The organism is Pseudacidovorax sp. (assembly GCF_017991995.1).
GTDB lineage: Bacteria > Pseudomonadota > Gammaproteobacteria > Burkholderiales > Burkholderiaceae_C > Xenophilus.
In genome coordinates, this window is the sequence record NZ_JAGOPN010000002.1 from 195,049 (window position 1) to 215,253 (window position 20,205).

The following is a 20,205-nucleotide window of genomic DNA, read 5'->3' on the forward strand; positions in this document are numbered from 1 at the left end:
GAGACAACGCGATGGCAGGTCCGCTCCACGGCGTCCGGGTGGTCGAGTTCGCCGGCCTGGGCCCCGGCCCCTTCTGCGCCATGCTGCTGGCGGACCTGGGCGCGGAGGTGCTGCGCATCGTCCGCCCCGGCGTCGCGCCCGATCCGCAGGACATCACCACCCGCAGCCGCCGCCAGGTGGCCATCGACCTGCGCGGCCCCGACGGCCAGGCGGCGGCGCTGGCCCTCATCGACAAGGCCGACCTGCTGGTGGAGGGCTTCCGCCCCGGCGTGATGGAACGCCTGGGCCTGGGCCCCGACGACTGTCTGGCCCGCAACCCGCGCCTGGTCTACGGCCGCATGACGGGCTGGGGCCAGCATGGCCCGCTGGCCAAGGCGGCGGGCCACGACATCAACTACATCGCCATCAGCGGCGCGCTGCATGCCATCGGCCGCGCGGGCGAGGCGCCGGTGCCGCCGCTCAACTACGTGGGCGATTTCGGCGGCGGTGGCATGCTGCTGGCCGTGGGCCTGCTGGCCGCCCTGCACGAGGCCGGCCGCAGCGGCCGCGGCCAGGTCATCGATGCGGCGATGACGGACGGCACGGCGCTGCTCTCGGCCTTCATGTACGGCTTCAAGGCCAAGGGCCAGTGGAGCAACCAGCGCGGCGAGAACATGCTCGACGGCGGCGCCCACTTCTACGACACCTATGCCTGCGCCGACGGCAAGTACGTGGCCATCGGCGCCATCGAGCCGCAGTTCTATGCCGAGCTGCGCGAGCGCTGCGGCATCCACGATCCGCTCTTCGACGGCCAGATGGACCCGGCCCGCTGGCCGCTGCTCAAGCTGCGCCTGGCCGACGTGTTCCGCACCCGCACCCGCGACGAATGGTGCGCGCTGCTCGAAGGCACCGACGCCTGCTTCGCCCCGGTGCTGGACTGGGACGAGGCGCCGCAACATGCCCACAACCGCGCCCGCGGCACCTTCACCGAGGTCGATGGCGTGGTGCAGCCGGCGCCCGCGCCCCGCTTCTCGCGCAGCACGCCCACCGAGCCCGCCGCACCGCAGGCGGCCAGCCTGGACGAGGTGCTGGCCGCCTGGGGCGCGAAGGTCTGACGGCCCCGGAGCGCGCGGCCATGACGATGTCCCTCACCCAATCCATCCACAAGGGCCGGCGCGAGAAGGCGGGCGAGACCGCGGCGATCTGCGGCGACGAACGTCGCAGCTGGGCCGAGCTCGCCGACCGCATCGAGCGCCTGGCCGGTGCGCTGGCGGCGCTGGGCGTGGCGCCGGGCGACCGCGTGGGCATGATGGCCCTCAACTCGGTGCGCTACCTGGAGTACTTCTACGGCTGCTGGTGGACGGGCGCGGTGGTCAACCCGGTCAACATCCGCTGGAATCCGCACGAGGTCGCGTACTCGCTGGACGACTGCGACACCCGCGTGCTGATCGTGGACGATGCCTTCGCCCCGCTGGTGCCGCAGTTGCGCCAGCTGTCGCGCAGCCTGCGCACGGTGATCTTCTGCGGCCGCGGCGCGCCGCCCGAGGGCGCGCTGGCCTACGAAGCCCTGCTGGCCGAGGCCGCGCCGCGCGACGACCTGCGGCGTGGCGGCACCGACCTGGCCGCCGTCATGTACACCGGCGGCACCACCGGCCGGCCCAAGGGCGTGATGCTGGGCCACGACAACCTGTACATCAATGCCCTGTCGAATGCCAGCGCGGTGCCGCGCGTGGGCGTGCAGGTGGGGCTGGTCGTCTCGCCCATGTTCCATGTGGCGGGCTGCGGGCTGTCGCTGCTGATGGCGCAGCGGCTGGTGCCGCAGGTCATCGTGCCGGCCTTCGACGAGGTGGCCATCATGGCGGCGGTGCAGGCGCACCGGGCCAACGAGATCTTCCTGGTGCCCACCATGATCAAGCGGCTGATCGAGCATCCGCGCTTCGCCGACTTCGACCTCTCCAGCCTCAAGCTGATGCTCTACGGTGCCGCGCCCATCGACGCGACGCTGCTGGCGCAGGCCATGGCTGCCCTGCCCGGCGCCGACTTCGCCCAGGCCTACGGCATGACCGAGCTGGCGCCCACCGTGGTCACCCTCGGCCCCGAGGAGCACCGCCCCGGCCCGCAGCGCGAGCGCCTGCTGCGCGCCGCCGGCCGGCCGGTGCCCATCGCCGAGGTGCGCATCGTCGACGGCGAAGGCCGTGAGCTGCCGCCCAGCGAGGTGGGCGAGATCACCGCCCGCGGCCCCATGGTGATGCAGGGCTACTGGAACAAGCCGGCCGAGACGGCCGCGGCGCTGCGTGACGGCTGGATGCACACCGGCGACATGGGCCGGCTCGATGCCGATGGCTACCTCTTCGTGGTCGACCGGCTCAAGGACATGATCGTCAGCGGCGGCGAGAACGTGTATTCGGCCGAGGTGGAGAACGCCATCGCCCAGCTGCCGCAGGTGTCGATGTGCGCCGTCATCGGCGTGCCCGACGAGCGCTGGGGCGAGCGGGTGCATGCGGTGCTGGTGCTGCGCGAGGGCCAGTCGCTGGACGAGGCCGAGGTGATCGCCCATTGCCGCGCGCACATCGCCGGCTACAAGTGCCCGCGCTCGGTGGAGTTCCGCGCCGCGCTGCCGCTGTCGGCGGCCGGCAAGCTGCAGAAGTTCGAATTGCGCAAACCCTTCTGGGCCGGCCGCGCCCGCAACGTCAATTGACCGATCGCGCAGCCCGGCGCTGCCGGCTGCGCCCGACAAGGAGACAGACATGCCCCTGAACCTGAAGCGCTCCTGGAACAACGAGGAGCTGGAGGCGCTGCGCGACACTGCGGTGCGCTTCATCGAATCCGAGATGCAGCCGCAGGACGAAGCGGCGCGCAAGCGTGGTCATGTCGGCCACCAGCTCTGGCGCCGCGCCGGTGAGCTGGGCCTGCTGTGCACCGACATTCCCGAGGAGTACGGCGGCGGTGGCGGCGACTTCCGGCACGAGGCGGTGATCTACGAGGAGATGGCGCGCCGCGGCCTCTCCGGCATGAGCAACTCGGTGCACGCCATCGTGGCGCACTACTTCCTCAATCACGGCACCGAGGCGCAGAAGCGCAAGTACCTGCCGCGCATGGCCCGCGGCGAGCTGATCGGTGCCATCGCCATGACCGAGCCCGGTGCCGGCTCTGACCTGCAGGGCATCCGCACCCGGGCCGAGCGGCAGGGCGACCACTACGTGCTCAATGGCAGCAAGACCTTCATCACCAACGGCTTCCTGGCCGGCGTGATCCTGGTCGTCTGCAAGACCGACCCCACGCAGGGTGCGCGCGGCACCTCGATCCTGATCGTGGAGACCGATGCGGCACCGGCCGGCGACGACGCGCCGGGCATGCAGCGCGAAGGCTTCCGCGTAGGCCGCGTGCTCGACAAGATGGGCATGAAGGCGCAGGACACCTCCGAGCTCTTCTTCGACAACGTGGTGGTGCCGGCCGACGGCCTGCTGGGCGGCCAGGAGGGCCAGGGCTTCTACCAGCTGATGGGCGACCTGCCCTACGAGCGGCTGATCATCGGCGTCAGCGCCGTGGCCTGCATGGAAGGCGCCTATGCCGCCACGCTGGACTATGTGCGCGAGCGCAAGGCCTTCGGCAAGCCCATCGCCGAGATGCAGAACACCAAGTTCAAGCTGGCCGAGGTGGCCACGCAGATCATGGTGGGACGTGCCTTCATGGACCGCTGCGTGCAGCAGATCGTGGCCGGCGAGCTGGACACGGCCACCGCCTCCATGGCCAAGCTTTGGGGCTCGGAGGCGCAGGGTCGTGTTCTCGACGAACTGGTGCAGCTGCATGGCGGCTACGGCTTCATGAACGAATACCTGGTCACGCGCATGTATGCCGACGCGCGGGTGCAGCGCATCTATGGCGGCACCAGCGAGATCATGAAGGAAGTCATCTCGCGGGCGCTGTGATGACGACGCCCGCCGCCAACGATGTGCTGCAGGTGCGCGAGGAAGCCGGCGTCGCCTGGCTCACGCTGCACCGGCCCGAACGCCTGAATGCGCTGGACGACACGCTGGTGCTGGCCCTGCGCCAGTACTTCCAGGGCCTGACGCTGCAGTCTTCCGCCCGCGTGGTGGTGCTGCGCGGCGCGGGCCGGGCCTTCTGCGCCGGGCTGGACCTGCGGGACGTGGACCTCGAGCGCATGCCCGACGCCGCCACGATGCTCCAACGCCAGCGCGGCATCCGCGACATCATGGTGGCCATGCGGCGCTGCCCGCAGCCCATCGTGAGCCTGGTGCAGGGCGCGGCCAGCGGCGGCGGCTTCGCGCTGGCGCTGGCCTCGGACATCCGCTTGGCCACGCCCGACGCCCGCATGAACGCCGCCTTCATCCGCATCGGCCTGTCAGCCTGCGACGTGGGCGTGAGCTACTTCCTGCCGCGCATGGTCGGCAGTTCGGTGGCCGCCGAATACATGCTGACCGGCCGCTTCATCGACGCACCGCGTGCGCAGCAACTGGGCCTGGTCAGCCGCGTGGGCCCCATGGACGAGATCGAGGCCGAGGCGCGCAGCCTGTGCGCCGACATGCTGCGCGCCACGCCGCTGGGCCTGGCCCTCACCAAGGACGCCCTGGGCCATGCGGTGGACGCCGCGAGCCTGGAGGCGGCCATGGCCCTCGAAGACCGCAACCAGGTGCTGTGCACCCAGACGCCCGACTTCCAGGAAGGCGTGCGCGCCTTCCTGGCGCGGCGCGAACCGCGCTACGGCGCTTCCTCACCCGTGAAGCCATGACCCTCGACGACCTCATGTACAAGCCCGGCCTGCTGGCCGGCGAACGCATCCTCGTGACCGGCGGCGGCACCGGCTTGGGCCGCGTCATGGCCGAGGCCTTCCTGATGCTCGGCGCCGACGTCTACCTCTGCGGCCGACGCGGCCCGGTGGTGGAAGAGACTGCACGCGAGCTGATGGCGGCCCACGGCGGCAAGGCGGCCGGCCATGCCTGCGACGTGCGGCAGCCTGACGCCATCGAGGCCATGCTCGACGCCATCTGGGCCGACGGCGGGCCGCTCACCGGCCTGGTCAACAACGCGGCCGGCAACTTCGTCAGCCGCACCGAGGACCTGTCGATGCGCGCCTTCGACGCCGTGGCCAACATCGTCATGCGCGGCAGCTTCAACATGACGCTGGAATGCGGCCGGCGCTGGCTGGCGGCAGGGCAGCGCGGCAGCGTGCTGTCCATCCTGACCACCTGGGTGTGGAACGGCTCCGCCTTCACCGTGCCTTCGGCCATGGCCAAGTCCGGTGTGCATGCGATGACCCAGTCGCTGGCGGTGGAATGGGGCAACCGCGGCATCCGCTGCAACGCCATCGCGCCGGGGCTCTTTCCCACCGAGGGCATGAGCGCGCGCCTCAATCCACAGGGCGGCGAGCACAAGCCCGAGGGCAATCCCATGCAGCGCGCCGGTCGCATGCCCGAGCTGGCCAACCTGGCGGTCTTCCTCATGAGCCGACAGGCCGAGTACCTCACGGGACAGACGATTGCCATCGATGGCGGGCAATATCAGGCCACCGGCGGCAACTTCGCCAGCCTGGCCGCCTGGGGCGATGACGACTGGGCGAAGGCGCGCGAGTCCATCGCCTCGCGCAACGCGGCCGACCGCGCCCAGCGCACGGCCTGAGATCCCGCCGCCGGGCTTTGCACAGGAGACTTTTTTCGATGACTTCCCCCACCCGTGTGCGGGTCGACGTGGACGGCGGCGTGGCAGAGGTGGCGCTCGCCCGGCCCGACAAGATGAACGCGCTCGACCCCGCCATGTTCGACGCCCTGCTCGATGCCCTGGCGCGCCTGCAGGCCGAGCCCGGCCTGCGCGCCGTGGTGCTGCACGGCGAAGGTCGCGCCTTCTGCGCCGGACTGGACATGGGCAGCATGGCCGGCATGGCGGGCGGCGAACCCGCTGGCGGCTTCACCGACCTGCTGCCGCGCACCCATGGCATCGCCAACCGCTTCCAGCAGGTCTGCTGGGGCTGGCAGGAGCTGCCGGTGCCCGTCATCGCCGCGGTGCACGGCGTGGCCTATGGCGGCGGTTTGCAGCTGGCAGCGGGCGCGGACATCCGCCTGGTGGCGGCCGATGCGCGCCTGTCGGTGCTGGAGATCAAGTGGGGCCTGGTGCCCGACATGGCGGGCTGCGCGTTGCTGGCGCCGCTGGTGCGCGGCGACCACCTGCGGGAGTTGGTCTACACCGGCCGCGTGGTCGATGGCACCGAGGCCGCCGCGCTGGGCCTGGCGACCCGGGTCAGCGCCGATCCGCTGACCGAGGCCCGGACCATGGCGCGCCAGATCGCCGCCAGCAGCCCCAGCGCCATCCGCGCCGCCAAGCGGCTGATGCGCCTGACGGCACACGCCACGCCCGAGGAACTGCTGCTCGCCGAAGCGCGGGAGCAGCAGGCGCTCATCGGTAGCCCGAATCAGAGGGAGGCAGTGCGCGCGGGGATGGAAAAGCGCCCGGCAAGGTACGAGGACTGAGCCCGCTTCCCCCTTCGCGGCTCGGCGCGCTTCCCATCCGATCTGCGGGGTGGCGTCCCGCCGCTCAGCGGCCCGACTTGTTGCGCACGCCGCTGACGCCAGCGTCGATGGTGCCGAACACCTCCACACCGCTGCCGCCCGTGGATGCCGTGCTGCCGCCGCTGGCCGAGCCGCTGCTCGCGCAGCCGGTGCCGAGGGCGGCAAGGCCCAGCATCAGTGCCAGGGTGAGGGCGGCGCGCCGGGCGCCGGGGGCGAATCGAGAGGTCATCGAACGGTTCCTTGGATGAGGATGGCCGGCATTCAGCACCGGACGCTTCAGGGTCGACTCCGAGGCTGCGTCGGCAGTTCCACGCAGCCCAGCGGCAGGAAGCCGGCCTGCTCGCCCTTTTCCTCGTAGCCGCGCGGATTGGCGACCACGCGGCAGCCTGACTTCACGTAGTCGAAGGCGCAATGCAGGTGGCCGTGCATCCAGACGTCGGCCAGCGGCAGCAACTCGTCCAGCGCATTGCAGAAGCCTGCCGTGCCCGGCGCCAGCCCGTAGCGCGGGTCGGCGCTGGCCAGCGAAGGCGCGAAGTGAGTGATGGCTACCGTCACACCGTCGAAGGGCTGGGCGAGTGCTTCGCGCAGCCAGTCCTGGCACGCCAGGGCCTGCGCGCGCAGCTCGGCTGCCATGAAGGGCTGGCCGCCGCGTGTGGTGGCGGCCTTGGCCAGGTAGAAATCGGCGGCGCGCATGGCCTTGCCGCGCTTGCGAACGCGGGCGACGGTGTCGTCCTGCGGCGTCGCAAGGGCGTCGAAGTCGGCCCAGAGCGTGGTGCCGACGAAGCGCACACCCTGGTGCACCTGCATCTCGCGCTCCAGCCAGACGATGCCGAGCGCCTCGCAGTGCTCGCGCAGACGGGCATGGGTCTCGTCGAAATCCAGGCCGTCGTACTCATGATTGCCGGGCACGTAGATCACCGGCACCGGCCAGCCCCGCTTCGGGGAAAAGCGGCCCAGGCCGAAATCCGGGTCCGTCAGCTGCGAGCCGCGCTGGTACGAGCCCACGTCCCCCGCGAGCACCAGCAGCTCGGCGCCGGGCGCGGGATGGGCGACGAATTCGGGATAGGTCTCGAGGTGCAGGTCCGACAGCAGCTGGATCTTCATGCGCACCAGTGTAGAAATTCACAGCCCATGTCGCGGTCGCTGCGGCGCCATGCGCGGACGGCATGGAGTTGGGGTTGTGAAAACTAGGGAAAACCCTATTCTTCTACCCATACCTACATACACGCGGCGTGGAGCCGCGAAACATCATGTCTTCCCTGCTCACTTTCTGGTCCCGCTGGATGCAACCGACCGCCGCCCCCGTGCCCGCCAGCCCGGCCGCCGATCTCTTCGAATCCGCCGACGCGATGGCCGGCCTGGATCCGCACCACGCGCAGGAACTGCGCGAAGCCGCTTCCGCCTGGCTGCGCGTCGTCCGTTGAGGTATCGCCAGGCTGGCGCAAGATAAGCGGCAACCGGAGCACCGGCGGGATAGGCCGCAAGCCACTCAGGCCCGCGGCAGCACGTACTCCGCCAGGGTGCGGGCAAACGCATCGCCCGCCGCCCGCACGATCAGGTCGCGCAGCCACGCGTGACCCGGTGCCGCCTGCATACGCCGGTGCCACAGCGCATCCACGTGCACCAGCGGCAGGGTGAGCGGCAACTCACGCACGACCAGGCCGTCGCTCACGCCGGTGCTGCTCACGAAATGGCGCGGCAGCACCGTCAGCAGGTCCGAATCGGCCACCACCTTGCCGGCCGTGAAGAACTGGTTCACCGTCAGCACGATGCGCCGGCGACGGCCGATGGCCTCCAGCGCCTCGTCGACGAAACCCCAGGGCCGCCCGGAAAAGCTCACCAGCAGGTGACGCGCGGCGCAGAAGGCGTCCAGCGTCAGCTCCTGCGCGGCCAGCGGATGGCCGCTACGCATCACGCAAACGTAGCGCCCCACGTAAAGGCGGTGCGATTCGAAGGCCACGGCTTCACCGGCCTGGGTGCGGGCCGTCAGGTCGGCCATCACCGCCGGAAAGTGGCCGATGGCCAGGTCTGCCGATTCCTTGTCGAGCAGGCCGCGCGGGTCGCGCGTGTTCAGCGGTACCACCCGCAGCGACACGCCGGGCGCCTCCGCCTCCAGCAGCCGCACGGCGCCGGGAATCAGCTCGGTGGCGGTGGCATCGGCCATGGCCAGCACGAAGCTGTCGTCCGCCTGCGCCGGCTCGAAGGCCGTGGGGGCGATGGCGTGCTGGATGTGGCGCAAGGCGTCGCGCACCACCGGCCACAGGGCCAGGGCCCGCGGCGTGGGCTCGACACCGCTGCCGGCGCGGTGCACCAGCTCGTCGCCCAGCGTCTCGCGCAGGCGGCGCAGGGCATTGCTCACCGCGGGCTGGGTCAGAGAGAGGTTGCGGGCGGCGCGGGTGAGGCTGCGCTCGGCCATCACCTCGTCGAAGACGCGCAGGAGATTCAGATCGAGTGTGCGGAAATTGACGTTCATCATTCCAATGAATGAAGAGCATCACCACTATAAAGTGGAAGAACACTGGGGCAAACCCTAATATTCAGTCCATCGGCACTGTTGCCCACCGTTTTCTTCCCTAGGAGGGGATTGCCATGACCACCTTCGTCCACGTCGACCAACCCGTCTCGCACCCCGGCGTCCGCCGCGCCGAGGAAACCGCGGCCTACATCCGCGATGCGGGCCGCAGCTTCAAGGCCCGCGGTGGCGCGCTCATGATGGTCGTCGCCGCCCTGCTGGCCGCTGCGCTGGTGGTGGCCGAGCGCTTCGTGGCCGAGATCACCGACGGCAGCCTGCTGGCCGCCTGGATGGTGCTGTGGGCCCTGGTGTTCGGCGGCCTGTCGCTGTACGCCGCCGGCGCTGCGCAGAGCCTGGCCATCGGCTTGGTCGAGCGCTGGAACAGCCTGCAGCGCGCCCAGGCCGCTGCCCGCGCCGACGAGCGCTTCCTTGCCGCCGCACACCGCGACACCCGCATCATGAACGACCTGCAGGCGGCCATCACCCGCGCCGAATCGGTCTCGGCGGTCGACAGCGCCGTGCCGGCCCAGACCAAGATGCGCGTGCACCAGGCCACCGCCAGCCACCTCGCCCGCTACTACTGAGCGCAGCCTGGCCGCCGCCCCGAAAGGCGGCGAGCGCCCGCAAAAAAACCGCCCTCGGGCGGTTTTTTTGCGTCTGCGGCTCGCACAGGGCCGGATGCGCTGGCTGCGGGACCGCGTGGCTGCTGGCGCAGACACGCACGTCGGGCAACAGAATCGAAAGGCCGCGGAGCAGGCCACGCCAGTGCACCCGAGGAACTGGCTTCGCCAGGCCTCTGGGTGCGCCCCCCTCCAAGCCGAAGGCGCCAGGGAGGGGGGAGCCGCGAAGCGGCATGGGGGGTGTCGCTCTATATCAAGCCGCCAGGCGCTGCTCGATGGCCGCCTTGGTCTGCGGCAGCTCTTCCGGCAGGTGGTGGGCCAGTTGCTCGAACAGCTCGCTGTGCAGCTTGAGTTCGGCCTGCCAGGCGGCCTTGTCGATGCTGGTGACCTTGTCGAATTGCTCGCGGCTGAAGTCCAGGCCGGTCCAGTTCAGGTCTTCGTAGCGCGGGCTGACGCCGAAGACATGTTCGTCGCCCTGACCCTGGCCCTCGATGCGGTCGATCATCCACTTGAGCACGCGCATGTTCTCGCCGTAGCCGGGCCAGACGAACTTGCCGTCGTCGCCCTTGCGGAACCAGTTGGTGGTGTAGATGTGCGGCAGCTTGGCGCCCGAGGCCTGCAGCTTCTTGCCCAGGTCCAGCCAGTGCTGGAAGTAGTCGCTCATGTTGTAGCCCATGAAGGGCAGCATGGCGAAGGGGTCGCGGCGCACCACGCCCTGCTGGCCGGCGGCGGCGGCGGTCGTCTCGCTGCCCATGGTGGCGGCCATGTAGACGCCTTCGGTCCAGTTGCGGGCCTCGGTGACCAGCGGCACCGTGGTGGAGCGGCGGCCGCCGAAGATGAAGGCGTCGATCTTCACGCCCTTCGGGTCGTCCCAGGCCTCGTCAAGCGCCGGGTTGTTGGTGGCGGCCACGGTGAAGCGGGCGTTGGGATGGGCGGCCTTGGCGCCGGTCTCGCGCGCGATCTGCGGCGTCCAGTCCTTGCCCTGCCAGTCGATCAGGTGCGCGGGCAGGGCCTTGCCGGGAGCATCGGCCTCCATGCCTTCCCACCACACATCGCCGTCGTCGGTCAGCGCGACGTTCGTGAAGATCACGTTCTTGTCGAGGCTGGCCATGCAGTTGGGGTTGGTCTTGAAGTTGGTGCCCGGTGCCACGCCGAAGTAGCCCGCCTCGGGGTTGATGGCGCGCAGGCTGCCATCGGGCTGGGGCTTGATCCAGGCGATGTCGTCGCCGATGGTCGTGACCTTCCAGCCCTCGAAGCCGGCCGGCGGCACGAGCATGGAGAAGTTGGTCTTGCCGCAGGCGCTGGGGAAGGCGGCGGCCACGTGGTACTTCTTGCCCTCGGGGCTGGTCACGCCGAGGATGAGCATGTGCTCGGCCAGCCAACCTTCGTCGCGGCCCATGTTGGAGGCGATGCGCAGGGCGAAGCACTTCTTGCCCAGCAGGGCGTTGCCGCCGTAGCCCGAGCCGTACGACCAGATCTCGCGCGTGGCCGGGTAGTGGACGATGTACTTGGTCTTGTTGCAGGGCCAGGCCACGTCCTTCTGGCCGGCCTGCAGCGGCGCGCCCACGGTGTGCACGCAGGGCACGAACTCGCCCTCGGCGCCCAGCACGTCGTACACGGCGCGGCCCATGCGGGTCATGATCTTCATGTTGACGGCCACGTACGGGCTGTCGGACAGCTCGATGCCGATGTGTGCGATGGGCGAGCCCAGCGGGCCCATGCTGAAGGGCACCACATACATGGTGCGGCCCTTCATGCAGCCGTCGAACAGCGGCTGCAGCGTGGCGCGCATCTCCGCGGGGGCCATCCAGTTGTTGGTGGGACCGGCGTCTTCCTTCTTCTCGCTGCAGATGAAGGTGCGGTCCTCGACGCGGGCGACGTCGCTCGGGTCGGAGCAGGCGAGGAAGGAGCCGGGTCGTTTGGCCGCGTTCAGGCGCTTGAAGGTGCCGGCTTCGACCAGCTGGTTGCACAGCGCGTCGTATTCTTCCTGGCTGCCGTCGCACCAGTGGATGCGTTCGGGCTTGCACAGGGCCGCCATCTCGGCCACCCAGGCGATGAGCTTGGGATTCTTGACGTAGTCGGGGGCCTGCAGATTGCTGGGACTCATGGTGAACTCCTGAAAAGAAAACTGTCTTTTCGAACGACGCTCGTCGCGGGGCGCGCGGCGTGAACGTCGTTGGAGAAAACGTCTTCGGTCAGGGATTCCGCGGTCGCGGTCGGCGCAGGCGGCAGGTCGCGCTCGGCGTGAAGCCCGCGCGTCCGTCGGAAGGCATGGAGGAATCCGGCATGGCGCTCAGGCCGGATTCATGCACGCCCTCGGCACTCAGGCCAGGTACACCGCGATCGAAGCCAGCAGCAGCATCAGGATGCCGCCAGCAATGGGCAGCACAATGGGCATCAGCGGAACGATGCCTTCCACCGCGTCTTTCTCGATGATGGCATCGTGGCCGGGCTCGACGGGCGTGGGAGTGGACATGGGCGAGCGTCTCTTTTCTAAGCGGACAAGGAGAAAGATGTTAACAAGCACCCCTTCTCCCAGGAAAGCGACTGGGTCTCGGGGTTTCTCCTGCCGAGGCGCTCCAGCAGCGGGTTTGCGCTGTCCCGGCGCGCGCTGCGCGCCGGTGCGGAGGGTGAAAAGTGGCCGTGCGTTCCGCCGCCGCGCAACAGCCGGCCCGGGCTAGTGCTTTTCCTCGGCCTCGAAGCCGGCGTTGCGCAGGGCCTCGATCACCGAGGCCAGGTGCTCGCGGCCCCGGGTCTGCAGCACCAATTCGATGTCCACGTTCTGCGCCGCCAGCAGCGTGAAGGCGCGCTGGTGGTGCACTTCGTCGATGTTGGCGCCGGCCTCCGCCACGGTGGCCGTGATGCGCGCCAGCATGCCGGGCACGTCGCGAGCACTCACCGTCAGCCGCGCCAGGCGACCGGCGCGCACCATGCCGCGCTCGATGATCGCGGCCAGCAGCAGCGGATCGATGTTGCCGCCCGAGAGCACAAGGCCCACCTTGCGGCCGCGGAAGCGCTCAGGATGCCGCAGCAGCGCGGCCAGGCCGGCGGCGCCTGCGCCCTCCACCAGCGTCTTCTCGATCTCCAGCAGCATCAGCACCGACTGCTCGATGTCGCCCTCGTCCACCAGCACCAGGTCGTCCACCATCGCCGCGATGATCTCGCGCGTGCGTTCGCCCGGCGTGCCCACGGCGATGCCCTCGGCGATGGTGCTGGTGCCGGCGACGTGCTCCGTGCCCTTCACGGCGTTGACCATGGCCGGGAAGCGCGCGGTCTGCACGCCCACGATCTGCAGGCCGGGGCGGCGGGCCCGGCCCACCACCGTCATGCCGGCCAGAAGGCCGCCGCCGCCCACCGAGACGACCAGCGTGTCCAGCTCCGGCACGTCTTCGAGCATCTCCAGCGCCACCGTGCCTTGGCCCGCGATGATGGCGTCGTCGTCGTAGGGATGCACGAAGGCCAGACCGTCGCGCTCGGCCAGCTCGTAGGCATGGGCGCGCGCCGCCTCCAGCGAATCGCCGAACAGCACCACATGGGCGCCGAAGCCGCGCGTGCGCTCGATCTTCACGCCCGGCGTGAAGCGCGGCATGACGATGGTGGCGGGAATGCCCAGGCGCTGCGCGTGGTAGGCCACGCCCTGGGCATGGTTGCCGGCCGACATGGCGATCACGCCCCTGGGCGGCACGTCGGCGGCGGCCAGCTGCGCCATGATGTTGCAGGCGCCACGCTCCTTGAAGGAGGCGGTGAACTGCAGGTTCTCGAACTTGAGGAAGACCTGCGCACCGACGATGTCCGACAGGGTGCGCGATTCCACGCAGGGCGTGCGCAGCACCTGGCCCTGGAGGCGCCGGGCGGCGGCTTCGATGTCTTGGAGGGAGACCATGGCCGGCATTGTGGCGCCGCTGCGCACGCCGGCGTCCGCCGGATGCGCGCCTGCGGCCGCGGGCGGCCCTGCATCGGGACCGGCGGGCGCGCGCCGCCGTCCCGGGGCTTTCGCGGCCCCGCACTTCCGCATTGCATCGGACTGCGCTATGGTCGCCGCTCCATCTCCGAGGAAACCCTGCCATGGCCCGCCGCTCAGGACTCGACGCCAGCACCGCCCAGCGCGGGGCCGCCTTGCCCTCGCCCGGCCTGCGCGAGGCGCCGGTGCTGGAGCTCATGTGCTCGCACTTCGTGCTCACGCTCGCTGCGCAGCAGGGCCCGCGCTTCAACGTGCGGCGCGACCTCAACGGCCTGCTCTCGCTCACCGGCCGGCACCTGGTGTGGCCCGTGTCGGTATTGCAGCGGCTGCGGGCCTTCCTGGCGCGGCGCTGCGAGGGCAACGAGGTCTGGAAGGACGTGCAGACGCTGGACAACCGCGCCCTGCTCGAGCGCCACGGCCACTGGCGCGGGCCCTACGAAGAAGGCACGCTCTTCTTCCACCTCGACGAATACGCCAAGGACCAGCCCAAGGACCTGCTGGCCGTGCTGGCATTGACCCGCGACTGGCTGGCGCAGACGCTGCGCAAGCAGTCCACGCTGGTCGAGAAGAACATCGACGCGCTGGCTGGCCTGCTGCAGCTGAACAAGGCCGAGCGCGCGCTGCTGCTCTACGGGACGCTGGCGCGCTACCAGCGCGACCTGCGCTCGCTGCTGGTGGAGTTCAAGGTCAGCAACGCGCCCGAGGCCTATGCCGCGCTGGCCGAGGTGGCCGGCGTGAGCCCCAGCGAGGTGGGCGAGGCGCTGCGCGCCGGCTCGCGGCTGGAGCGCATCGGCCTGGTCGAGAACCTCATCTCCGAGCACAACATCACCGACCTGGCCGACCTGATGAAGGTCAGCGAGAAGCTGCCGCCGGTGCTCATGCGCGAGTACCGCGACCAGAGCGAGCTGATGGCCGTCTTCACGCGGCCCTCCACCAAGAGCGAATTGACGCTGGACGACTTCGCGTTCGTCGACGACGAGGCCCGCATGCTGATCACGCTGCTGCGTGCCGCCGTCGCGCGCAAGGAGCCGGGCGTGAATGTGCTGCTCTACGGCCCGCCGGGCACGGGCAAGACCGAGCTGGCCAAGGTGGTGGCGCAGGCCGCGGGGCTGGAGCTGTTCGAGGTCGAGTACGCCGACCGCGACGGCAACTCCCTCTCGGGCCGCGACCGCTACCGCTCGCTGCAGATCGCGCAGGTCTTCCTCAAGGGCAGCGCGCAGTCGGCGCTGCTGTTCGACGAGGTGGAGGACGTGTTTCCGCCCATCAGCACCGAGGCGGCGCAGTTCATGGCCCGGGCCGAGCAGATCGCGGCGCCGGCCGCCAGCGGCAGCGTCAACGGCAAGGCCTGGGTCAACCAGATCCTGGAGACCAACCCGGTGCCCACGCTGTGGGTCACCAACCGCATCGAGCAGATCGATCCGGCCTTCCGCCGCCGCTTCGCCTACCACCTGGAGCTGAAGTCGCCACCGCCCGGGGCGCGCGAGCAGATCGTGCGCAAGGCCCTGGCCGGCGTCGAGGTGTCCGAGGCCTTCGCGGGCCGGCTGGCCGAGCGGCGCGGGCTCACGCCGGCGCAGATCCGCACCGCGGTGCGCTTCGCCGGCCTGGCGGCCGAAGGCGGCGTCGATGCCGAGGCGCTGATCGAGCGCCAGCTGCGTAACGCCGACCAGGCGCTCGGCCGCAGCCCCGGCACGCCGGCCGAGCGCCTGGCCGTGACCACCTGGGACCTGGGCATGCTCAACGTCGATACGCGCTTCGAGATCCCGCGCATCGTCGAGGCGCTCAAGGCCCGCGGCCACGGCACGCTGTGCTTCTACGGCGCGCCCGGCACCGGCAAGACGGCGCTGGCCGAGCACATCGCCCGCGCGCTGGGCCGGCCGCTGATGATCAAGCAGGCCAGCGACCTGATGAGCAAGTACGTCGGCGAGACCGAGCAGCAGATGGCCGCCATGTTCCGCGAGGCCGAGGCCGAGAAGGCAGTGCTTTTGCTGGACGAGGCGGACTCCTTCCTGCAGGACCGGCGCGGTGCCCAGCGCACCTACGAGGTCACCGAGGTCAACGAGATGCTGCAGGGCATGGAGCGCTACCAGGGCGTCTTCGTCTGCACCACCAACCTGCTCGACCGCATCGATCAGGCGGCGCTGCGCCGCTTCACCTTCAAGATCCGCTTCAAGCCCCTTACGACCGACCAGCGCGAGCGCATGTTCGTCAACGAGGCGCTGGGCGGCGATGCCGAGGCCCTGACGCCCGAAGCGGCGGCGCGCCTAGCGCGGCTGGACCAGCTGTGCCCCGGCGACTTCGCCGCGGTCAAGCGGCAGGTGGAGATCCTGGCCACGGCTTTCACGCCCGAGGAATTCCTGGAGCAGCTGGAGGCCGAGCACCGCCTCAAGCCCGAGGTGCGCGAGGCCCGGGGCATGGGCTTCGTCCACTGAGAAGGGGTGGGCGAGCCCGCCACGCCCGCCCGGCCCCGCCGGATTCATTCACACATCCTGGGCGCGCGAACTGTCGTGCAGGGGCGCTAGCATCGGCGCCGGCATGCGCGCCGGGGCCGCGTGCCCATCACACCGAGGACGATCCATGAAGCGACGAGGGATGGGGGCGCTGCTGGCCGGCGCGATCGTGACCGTGTTGAGTGCCTGTGGCGGCGGCGGAGGTGGAGGCGGTGGCGGCGCGCTGCCGCTGGCCCTGCCCGCCAGCAGTCCGGCGGCCCCGGCGTCCACGCCTGTCGCCCAGGCCGGCGATCCGGACATCGTCGACGTGGCCTCCGTGGCGGGCCGGTGCGCCAAGCCCCGCAGCGGCAGCGCCGACCTGGCCGGGACCCTGCTCGACGAGAAGCGCTGGGTGCGCTCCTGGATCGACGACACCTACCTCTGGTACGACGAGGTGCCCACCCTCTCGGCGGCGAACTATGCGACGCCCATCGACTACTTCGCGGTGCTCAAGACCTCGGCGCTCACTTCCAGCGGCAAGCCCAAGGACCGCTTCCACTTCACCTACGACACGGCCGCGTACCAGGGCCTGTCGAGCAACGGCCAGGAGATCGGCTACGGCATCCGCTTCGCCTACCTCTCCAGCGTGCCGCCGCGGGACGTGCGCGTGGCCTACGTGGAGCCCAACTCGCCCGCCGCCGCGGCCGGCGTGACGCGCGGCATGCGCCTGCGCACCGTCGACGGCATCGACGTGACCAACGGCAGCAACGTGGATGGCCTCAACGCCGGGCTGGCGCCCCAGAAGGCAGGCGACGTGCACCAGCTGGGCCTGCGTACCCTGGCCGGTGGCGACGTCACGCTCAGCCTCACGGCCGCCGACATCGCCAGCAGCGCCGTGATGAACGTGAAGACCATCGCCACGGCCAGCGGCAACGTGGGTTATCTGCAGTTCAACCAGCACAGCGTGGCGGCCGAGGCGCAGTTGATGGACGCCATCGCCGGCCTGCGCGATGCCGCCGTGGCCGACGTGGTGCTGGACATGCGCTACAACGGCGGCGGTCTGCTGGGCATCGCCTCGGAGCTGGCCAGCATGATCGCGCCGACCGGCAGCACGGCGGGGCAGACCTTCGAGCGGCTGGTCTACAACCGCAAGAACCCCTTCGGCACGTCCGACGCCGCCAGCCGGGTGCCCTTCTATGCGACGGCGCAGTACGGCCCGCGTTCGGGCAGCCCACTGCCGCGGCTGAACCTGCCGCGCGTGCTGGTGCTGGCCGGTGGCGATACCTGCTCGGCCAGCGAGTCCGTGGTCAACGGCCTGCGCGGCATCGGCGTGAACGTGGCGCTGGTGGGCGGCGCCACTTGTGGCAAGCCCTACGGCTTCTATCCGCAGGACAACTGCGGCACCACCTACTTCGCCATCCAGTTCCAGGGCGTCAACGCCAAGGGCCAGGGCGACTACGCGGACGGCTTCGCGCCGACCTGCAGCGTGGCGGACGACTTCAGCCATGCGCTGGGCGATCCGGCGGAAGGGCGCCTGGCCGCGGCGCTGAGCCTGCGCCAGAACGGCGTGTGCCCCGCGCCCGCCACGCCGCTCGTGGCCAGCGCGCGCTCGGCCATCGCCGGCAGCGGCACCGGCCTGCCCGCCGATCAGGCCGTGCTGGGGCCGCGCGCGCCGTGGCTAGACAACCGGATCGTGCTGCCGGCGGACCGCGGGTTCTAGACAAACAGACGCCGATTGCAAGCAGCGGCAAGATCGAATGGCCGCGGAGCAGGCCATGCCAGTGCACCCGCGGAACCGGCTTTGCCGGGCCGGGGGGTGCGCCCCCCTCCAAGCCGAAGGCGCGAGGGAGGGGGGAGCCGCGAAGCGGCATGGGGGGTGCCCGCTTATCGCACGCTGGCGATGACCCGCACCACTTCCTCGCCGTAGGCCTCCAGCTTCTTCGCGCCGAGGCCGCTGACGCCTTCCAGGTCTTCCAGCGAGCCGGGCGCGCGCTCGGCGATGGCGGCGAGGGTGGCGTCGTGGAAGATGACGTAGGCCGGCAGGTTGTGGGCCTTGGCCACCTCGGCGCGCCAGGCCTTGAGGGCCGCAAAGCGGGCCTGTCCCGCGGTGTCGAGCGCCGCCGCCGCCGCCGGTGCCGCGGCGCTGGTGCCGCCCGTGCGCTCGCGCCGGCTGCGGCGCGGGGCCGGCTGCGACACCGACTCGCGCAGCCGCACCGGCACCTCGCCGCGCAGCACCGCGCGCGAGCCGTCGGTGAGGCGCAGGGTGTTGAACTTCTCCGCGTCCACCTCCACCGCGCCGATGGCGATCAGCTGGCGCAGCACGCCGCGCAGCTGCGTCTCGCTGTACTCGGCGCCGATGCCGAAGGTGCTCACCCGTTCATGGAAGAACTGCTTGACCTTGTCGGTGGTCTTGCCGCGCAGGATGTCCATGATGTGGCCGGCGCCGAAGCCGATGCCGCTTTGCTGCTGCACCCGGTAGATGGTGGACAGCAGCTTGCGCGCGGCATCCGTGCCGTCCCACACGGCGGGCGGCGACAGGCAGTTGTCGCAGCTGCCGCAGTGCATGAGCGGCACGCGCTCCTCGCCCTCGGGCGCATCGGGCGGCATGCCGTAGGTCTCGTCGAAGTAGGCCAGCAGCCGCACGCGGCGGCAGTCGGTGGCCTCAGCCAGGGCCAGCAGGGCGTCGAGCTTGCCGCGCATGACCTGCTTGAATTCCTCGGCCGCCGGGCTCTCGTCGATCATGCGGCGCTGGTTGACCACGTCCTGCAGGCCATAGGCCATCCAGGCATCGGCGGGCAGGCCGTCGCGGCCGGCGCGGCCGGTCTCCTGGTAGTAGCCCTCGATGTTCTTGGGCAGGTCCAGGTGGGCGACGAAGCGCACGTCGGGCTTGTCGATGCCCATGCCGAAGGCGATGGTGGCCACCATGACGATGCCTTCCTCGCGCAGGAAGCGGTCCTGGTGGCGCTGGCGCACGGCGGCGTCCAGGCCGGCGTGGTAGGGCAGCGCGTTGACGCCGGCATCGGCCAGCATCTGCGCCACTTCTTCCACACGCTTGCGCGACTGGCAGTAGACGACGCCGGCCTCGCCCTCGTGCTCGCGCTCGATGAAGCGCAGCAACTGCGTGCTGGCGTCCTTCTTCTCGACGATGGCGTAGCGGATGTTGGGCCGGTCGAAGCTGCTGACGAACTGGCGCGCGTCCTGCAGTTGCAGGCGCTCGACGATGTCGGCGCGCGTCAGCGCGTCGGCGGTGGCGGTGAGCGCGATGCGCGGCACGGCCGGGTAGCGTTCGTGCAGCACGGCCAGTGCGCGGTATTCGGGGCGGAAGTCGTGGCCCCACTGGCTCACGCAATGCGCCTCGTCGATGGCGAACAGCGCCAGCTTGCCGCGCGCGGCCAGGCCGTCCAGCAGCTCCAGGAAGCGCGGCGTGTTGACGCGCTCCGGCGCGGCGTAGAGCAGCGTGAGCTCGGCGCGGGCGGTGCGGCGCTCGACGTCCAGCGCTTCCTGCCAGTCCAGCGTGGAATTGAGGAAGGCCGCACTCACGCCTGCCTCGTGCAGGGCGCCGACCTGGTCGTGCATCAGCGCGATCAGCGGCGAGACCACGATGCTCACGCCATGGCCGGCGCGTGCGCGGGCGATGGCCGGGATCTGATAGCACAGCGACTTGCCGCCGCCGGTGGGCATCAGCACCAGCGCATCGCCGCCGGCCGTGACCTGGTCGACGATGGCCGCCTGCGGGCCGCGAAAGGCCTCGTAGCCGAAGACCTCGCGCAGGATGGCCAGGGGTGCGGTGCTGCCGGAGTCGATGGAGTGGGTGGAAGACACGGTCGGTGCGGGCGGTGGCGGCGGGCGGGCTGGCGGCTGGAAAACGGGGGGATGCCTCCGGTGGCGGACGCGAGCGGCGCGCCTCCCGCGCGCCAGGTGGGCATTGTCTCAGGCCGGCCGTGGCCCCGATGCGGATCGGTGAGTCCACGACCCGACGGGCCTGCGGGCTGCGTGAACCATCGACCGTTCGGGCTGAGCCTGTGGAAGCCGTTTGCACACGGCCTCACAGCCCTGGCACGCCTCCTGCAATCCGGATGGCGCTGGCACCCGCCGCTGCCTGTATAGACAACATTTTGGTGCGCGCCTTCGCCCGATGCACCGAAGCGGGACTTTCCTCCCGCGCTGTTCCTGATCTCGATGAGGT

The 20,205-nt window shown here is 70.5% G+C and carries 17 protein-coding genes; 10 read left to right on the forward strand and 7 right to left on the reverse strand.

What is annotated here, in order from left to right; all coding sequences use genetic code 11:
• The first annotated feature begins 11 nt into the window (after positions 1-11).
• The 6 genes from KBC94_RS03325 to KBC94_RS03350 are packed head-to-tail and all read left to right on the forward strand — an operon-like array spanning position 12 to position 6,461.
• Complete coding sequence (locus KBC94_RS03325) at positions 12-1,094, forward strand: CaiB/BaiF CoA-transferase family protein (protein WP_294366294.1); 1,083 nt, start codon at positions 12-14, stop codon at positions 1,092-1,094.
• A gap of 20 nt (positions 1,095-1,114) precedes the next feature.
• Positions 1,115-2,677 carry a long-chain fatty acid--CoA ligase gene (locus tag KBC94_RS03330; RefSeq protein WP_294366296.1) on the forward strand — a complete coding sequence of 521 codons (1,563 nt, stop codon included), beginning with the start codon at positions 1,115-1,117 and terminating at the stop codon, positions 2,675-2,677.
• 49 nt (positions 2,678-2,726) lie between these two features.
• Positions 2,727-3,908, forward strand: coding sequence for an acyl-CoA dehydrogenase family protein (locus KBC94_RS03335; protein WP_294366297.1), 1,182 nt, complete (start codon positions 2,727-2,729; stop codon positions 3,906-3,908).
• Positions 3,908-4,729: an enoyl-CoA hydratase-related protein gene (locus tag KBC94_RS03340; RefSeq protein ID WP_294366299.1), complete on the forward strand. Its 822-nt coding sequence runs from the start codon at positions 3,908-3,910 to the stop codon at positions 4,727-4,729. Before KBC94_RS03335 ends, KBC94_RS03340 begins: the two co-directional genes overlap by 1 nt.
• Positions 4,726-5,616 carry an SDR family oxidoreductase gene (locus KBC94_RS03345; protein ID WP_294366301.1) on the forward strand — a complete coding sequence of 297 codons (891 nt, stop codon included), beginning with the start codon at positions 4,726-4,728 and terminating at the stop codon, positions 5,614-5,616. Before KBC94_RS03340 ends, KBC94_RS03345 begins: the two co-directional genes overlap by 4 nt.
• A gap of 38 nt (positions 5,617-5,654) precedes the next feature.
• Positions 5,655-6,461 carry a crotonase/enoyl-CoA hydratase family protein gene (locus KBC94_RS03350; RefSeq protein ID WP_294366303.1) on the forward strand — a complete coding sequence of 269 codons (807 nt, stop codon included), beginning with the start codon at positions 5,655-5,657 and terminating at the stop codon, positions 6,459-6,461.
• A 64-nt stretch (positions 6,462-6,525) separates the two neighbouring features.
• Here the strand turns inward: KBC94_RS03350 and KBC94_RS03355 are convergent, their stop codons facing one another.
• Entirely contained in the window at positions 6,526-6,729 is a 204-nt protein-coding gene (locus KBC94_RS03355) for a hypothetical protein (protein ID WP_294366305.1), read from the reverse strand.
• Between the two features lie 47 nt (positions 6,730-6,776).
• Positions 6,777-7,604, reverse strand: a complete 828-nt coding sequence (locus tag KBC94_RS03360) for a metallophosphoesterase (protein WP_294366307.1) — start codon at positions 7,602-7,604, stop codon at positions 6,777-6,779.
• Positions 7,605-7,783: 179 nt separating this feature from the next.
• Between KBC94_RS03360 and KBC94_RS03365 the strand changes: the two genes are divergently transcribed.
• On the forward strand, positions 7,784-7,924 hold the full coding sequence (locus tag KBC94_RS03365) for a hypothetical protein (RefSeq protein WP_294366310.1): 141 nt from the start codon (positions 7,784-7,786) through the stop codon (positions 7,922-7,924).
• Positions 7,925-7,989: 65 nt separating this feature from the next.
• Here KBC94_RS03365 and KBC94_RS03370 read toward each other — a convergent pair whose 3' ends face one another.
• Positions 7,990-8,973 (reverse strand): LysR family transcriptional regulator, encoded by a 984-nt coding sequence (locus KBC94_RS03370; protein WP_294366312.1) that lies wholly within the window; start codon positions 8,971-8,973, stop codon positions 7,990-7,992.
• A gap of 116 nt (positions 8,974-9,089) precedes the next feature.
• Here KBC94_RS03370 and KBC94_RS03375 point away from each other — a divergent pair, with 116 nt between their 5' ends.
• A complete protein-coding gene (locus tag KBC94_RS03375) occupies positions 9,090-9,596 on the forward strand; it encodes a hypothetical protein (protein ID WP_294366314.1) in 507 nt (168 codons plus the stop codon).
• A 289-nt stretch (positions 9,597-9,885) separates the two neighbouring features.
• On the opposite strand, the gene KBC94_RS03380 is transcribed toward KBC94_RS03375, so the two are convergent.
• From KBC94_RS03380 to KBC94_RS03390, 3 genes are all read right to left on the reverse strand, one after another.
• A complete protein-coding gene (locus KBC94_RS03380; RefSeq protein WP_294366316.1) occupies positions 9,886-11,739 on the reverse strand; it encodes a phosphoenolpyruvate carboxykinase (GTP) in 1,854 nt (617 codons plus the stop codon).
• A gap of 216 nt (positions 11,740-11,955) precedes the next feature.
• A complete protein-coding gene (locus tag KBC94_RS03385; protein WP_017759270.1) occupies positions 11,956-12,108 on the reverse strand; it encodes a hypothetical protein in 153 nt (50 codons plus the stop codon).
• Between the two features lie 201 nt (positions 12,109-12,309).
• Positions 12,310-13,515, reverse strand: coding sequence for a threonine ammonia-lyase (locus KBC94_RS03390; protein ID WP_294366318.1), 1,206 nt, complete (start codon positions 13,513-13,515; stop codon positions 12,310-12,312).
• A 182-nt stretch (positions 13,516-13,697) separates the two neighbouring features.
• Between KBC94_RS03390 and KBC94_RS03395 the strand changes: the two genes are divergently transcribed.
• Both KBC94_RS03395 and KBC94_RS03400 read left to right on the forward strand, forming a co-directional pair.
• Positions 13,698-16,022, forward strand: coding sequence for an AAA family ATPase (locus KBC94_RS03395; RefSeq protein WP_294366319.1), 2,325 nt, complete (start codon positions 13,698-13,700; stop codon positions 16,020-16,022).
• A gap of 145 nt (positions 16,023-16,167) precedes the next feature.
• A complete protein-coding gene (locus KBC94_RS03400) occupies positions 16,168-17,739 on the forward strand; it encodes a S41 family peptidase (RefSeq protein ID WP_294366320.1) in 1,572 nt (523 codons plus the stop codon).
• 164 nt (positions 17,740-17,903) lie between these two features.
• On the opposite strand, the gene recQ is transcribed toward KBC94_RS03400, so the two are convergent.
• On the reverse strand, positions 17,904-19,841 hold the full coding sequence (gene recQ / locus KBC94_RS03405; RefSeq protein WP_294366322.1) for a DNA helicase RecQ: 1,938 nt from the start codon (positions 19,839-19,841) through the stop codon (positions 17,904-17,906).
• Positions 19,842-20,205: the final 364 nt, after the last annotated feature.